Annotated in this window: 6 protein-coding genes; 2 read left to right on the top strand and 4 right to left on the bottom strand. The window is 65.3% G+C overall.

Annotated elements, in window-relative coordinates; genetic code table 11:
• The 4 genes from GY812_05810 to GY812_05795 form a co-directional block, all read right to left on the bottom strand.
• A partial coding sequence (locus GY812_05810; GenBank protein MCP4435007.1) for a hypothetical protein occupies positions 1-222 on the bottom strand: 222 nt, incomplete at its 3' end.
• A gap of 75 nt (positions 223-297) precedes the next feature.
• The gene (locus tag GY812_05805) at positions 298-1,008 is read right to left on the bottom strand and encodes a DUF1071 domain-containing protein (protein ID MCP4435006.1); all 711 of its coding nucleotides are present in this window, start codon (positions 1,006-1,008) and stop codon (positions 298-300) included.
• A complete protein-coding gene (locus GY812_05800) occupies positions 947-1,153 on the bottom strand; it encodes a hypothetical protein (GenBank protein ID MCP4435005.1) in 207 nt (68 codons plus the stop codon). The genes GY812_05805 and GY812_05800 overlap by 62 nt, the downstream gene beginning before the upstream one ends.
• Positions 1,122-1,943 carry a YqaJ viral recombinase family protein gene (locus GY812_05795; protein ID MCP4435004.1) on the bottom strand — a complete coding sequence of 274 codons (822 nt, stop codon included), beginning with the start codon at positions 1,941-1,943 and terminating at the stop codon, positions 1,122-1,124. Before GY812_05795 ends, GY812_05800 begins: the two co-directional genes overlap by 32 nt.
• 140 nt (positions 1,944-2,083) lie before the next feature.
• Here GY812_05795 and GY812_05790 point away from each other — a divergent pair, with 140 nt between their 5' ends.
• Together GY812_05790 and GY812_05785 are read left to right on the top strand one after the other, a co-directional pair.
• Positions 2,084-2,923 carry an AAA family ATPase gene (locus GY812_05790; protein ID MCP4435003.1) on the top strand — a complete coding sequence of 280 codons (840 nt, stop codon included), beginning with the start codon at positions 2,084-2,086 and terminating at the stop codon, positions 2,921-2,923.
• On the top strand, positions 2,895-3,106 hold a 212-nt coding region (locus GY812_05785; protein ID MCP4435002.1), incomplete at its 3' end, for a hypothetical protein. The genes GY812_05790 and GY812_05785, both read left to right, overlap by 29 nt.

Below are 3,106 nucleotides of genomic sequence, written 5' to 3'. Positions count from 1 at the left end.
GCTCTGCAGCCACGCCAGCAGCGCGGGCTTGTCCACCCGCACATCCACGAAAAATCCCTCTCCGGTGGCCACGCCCTTGAGCCAGTCCGTGAGAGTGATCATCGGATATTTCGTGTCACCGGTGTCGGTCTGCGCCGCAATCGTCACCTGCAGACGGTTCTCCATGCGCTCGTTTCGCCATGCCGAGAGTAGATCCCAGCGTTTTTCGGTGTCGGATTTCATCGTCACGGAGACTGCAAATATCGGTCCTGGCATGTTGTCCTCACTCGCTTCAGACCCGCGACATGCGGGTCAAACCTAGTTGGTGGCCACGTCCTGCACCTGCCCGGGCTGCTCGTCTCGGGCAGAGAAGTCGGGGCGGTCATCGGGACCACCGCCGAGGGCCTGCTCTCGGGCCAGCCACACACTCAGCAGATAGTCATGCACTACCTGCGTGGAGGCATGGATCGCATGCCGGAGCTGATCGTCTCCGTACAGAGAGCCGAGCGACGAGTGCGCCTGGACCATCCCCTCTAGCGCGCGGGTGCTGCTGGACGTGGGCCCCGGAGCGCCGCCTCCGCGAGGCGCAGAGCGCTTGATCGGTGCCGCCTCGGGCGTCTCCGCCGGGGGCAGATCCTCGCCTGCGTAGATGTAGTGGCCGAGCCCAAACAGCGCGAACGCCTTGCAGCACGCGCGCTGTTTCGCATCTGAGATCTGGCGGGCTGTCGGCTGGCTCACGGCCTTGTGGCGGTGGTCCATCACCGGCAACCACATCTCGCGGGTGATGCCATCGATCTCCACCGAGACATGCACCGAGCAGGTCCCGTCGGCGTAGGTCATCACATCCCGACCCTCGAATCGCTCGAACGTCACCGCGGCCTGGGGGTAGTGCTCCATGAGCACGCCCCATGCCCATGCCCACGACAAAAAGCTCAACCCCGCGCGCTTCTGGACATGCTCGGACACGTCAACCCCGCTGAGGGTCTGCCAGATCTCCGTCGCTTTCTTCTTCCGCTGCTCTGGACTCATCCTCTGCTCCTGATTCGGCCTGACGTTCCGCCATCGTGAGCGCGCGGCGCAGGCCAGCCGCCGCGGCTCTGGAAAAATTGACGTCCGGATAGCGCCGCATGCGCCGCTTCAGATCATCCGGGATGTAGATCGTGATCTGTGCCATGCACCTGCTCCCAAAAGCGCTCCACCGCCGCGCCGAGCGCCCGCGCGAATCCATGATCCCGCATCACGACCCATGCGCGAAAATCCATGCCGCCGATCAGCGCGACCAGCACGGACCACTGGGGACCGCCCCCGTGATCATCGCCGCACACTGCGAGTTGATGCTGGAGCTGATAGGCATGCTGCCGAGGAGCGCCCCACGTCGCACCGTGCGCAGCAGGCCCGTAGTCGAATTGCAGCGCCGGATCTTTCTCGCCGCCCCGAGGTTTGAAAACCGCATGGGCCATCTTCATTTTCACCTCCACCAGCCCGGGGCCATGCTCCGCGCCCAGCCGGTAAATCATGTGGCGGAGATCACCCAGCCACTCCACCTCCCGATCCGTGCGACCGATGAGAAATTCCGGGTGCGCTGCGACCTGGAAATCCCGATCGGGGAGACACCACCCGTCCAGAGTGCAGGACATGTGCGGCCACACGCGAGAGCGGTACATGTGGTTGGTCCTGATCATCGGCACGCCGAGGATGTGCGCTGCCGTCTGCAGAATCCAGGGCTCCGCGTAGCTACCCCAGTGCATGGTGGCGCGCGTCGGGATGGAGCGTCGCTCCCGCCATTTGCGGAGCAGCATGGCGCGCGACGACATGCCCTCCTCGGCTGCGTCGCGCTGGTGGTACTGATCCTCGTCGAGCAGCGCCGCGGCCCAGCTCGCCCCCACTGACTCCCACCGACGGGCCAGCCACTCGTCCCCGCCCGCGCCCCCGTCGATCTCGAATGTGCAGGCATCCTCGCTCACGCCTGCCATCGGGTCTGTGCCGACTCTGCTCATGGTCACCTCCCCCTTGCTCTGTGATGTGCACAGCATGTACATATACCTATGCGCACGCAAGGGGGAAACAAATCGTGCAGACACTGGGGGATTTAATTCATGCAGCGATGGCCACGGGACTGCTCGCGCCGTCACCGCCCGCCTGGATGCGCCTGGGGCTACCCCACATTGACGCAGCCATGGGCGGCGCAGGCATCCAGCCGGGGACGGTGGGCATACTCGGCGGTGGTACTGGCTCGTGCAAATCGACACTGGCCATGCACATGGCGCTCAATTCGACCGACCAGTGGGGGGTGGTCTCACTGGAAGACAACGCTGCGCAGCTCGGCCTACGCGCCGTTGCGATGGCAGCCGGCATCGACTCCCGGCGGCTGCTGCGCGGGACCGCGGCCTGCCTCGATGAGATCGATCCAGCCCTCCGGGCGCTCTGGGAGCGGGAGTTTCCACTCTTCGAGTGCCCGCTCGATGCGACGCAGGAGGAGGCACTGGTCTGTGCCCGCCGCCTGGCGCAGGCGGGCTGCCGGGTGATCATCCTGGACTACCTCACGAAGATCCGGTCGGACCCCGGAGCCGACCGGCGCAGCGACATCCAGCGGCTCTGGGCTGGACTGCAGCGCTGCGCAGTCGATGAGCAGGTGGCAATAGTTGCAGTGACCCAGCTCAACCGATCGAGCCAGCGAGGGGAGCCCTCCCTGCAGTCCCCGAGCGAGTCGAGTTCCATCGAGATCGAAGCGCGGTTTGCGCTCATGGCATGGGTATCCCCCGATGCCCTGCGCGCGGACACGCAGGTCATCTCGGTGAAACTCGCGAAAAACATCTGGGGCGGAGTCGGGGCCACCGATCGATTCGTGCGCGCGGGTGCCAACCTGGTGCACGAGGACGATTGCGGTTACCGACTGAGCCCAGAGGAGGTGCAGGATGATCGATCGCAAGCGCGTAGGGCGTAGGAGCCGCCAGAAGGGGGCACAGGGCGAACGTGACGTGGCCAACGAGCTGCGCAGCGTCTATCCCGACGCAGCCCGTGGTGGGCTACTGCAGACGCAGTACGGGCGTGGATCGAATGCCTGCGATGTCGAGCACACCCCGTGGTGGATCGAGGTGAAACGGGGTGCACGCCCGAACATCCAAGG

The sequence above is a fragment of the Actinomycetes bacterium genome, assembly GCA_024222295.1.
Lineage (GTDB): Bacteria > Actinomycetota > Acidimicrobiia > Acidimicrobiales > Microtrichaceae > JAAEPF01.
This window is presented reverse-complemented; position numbering and strand designations above follow the sequence as displayed.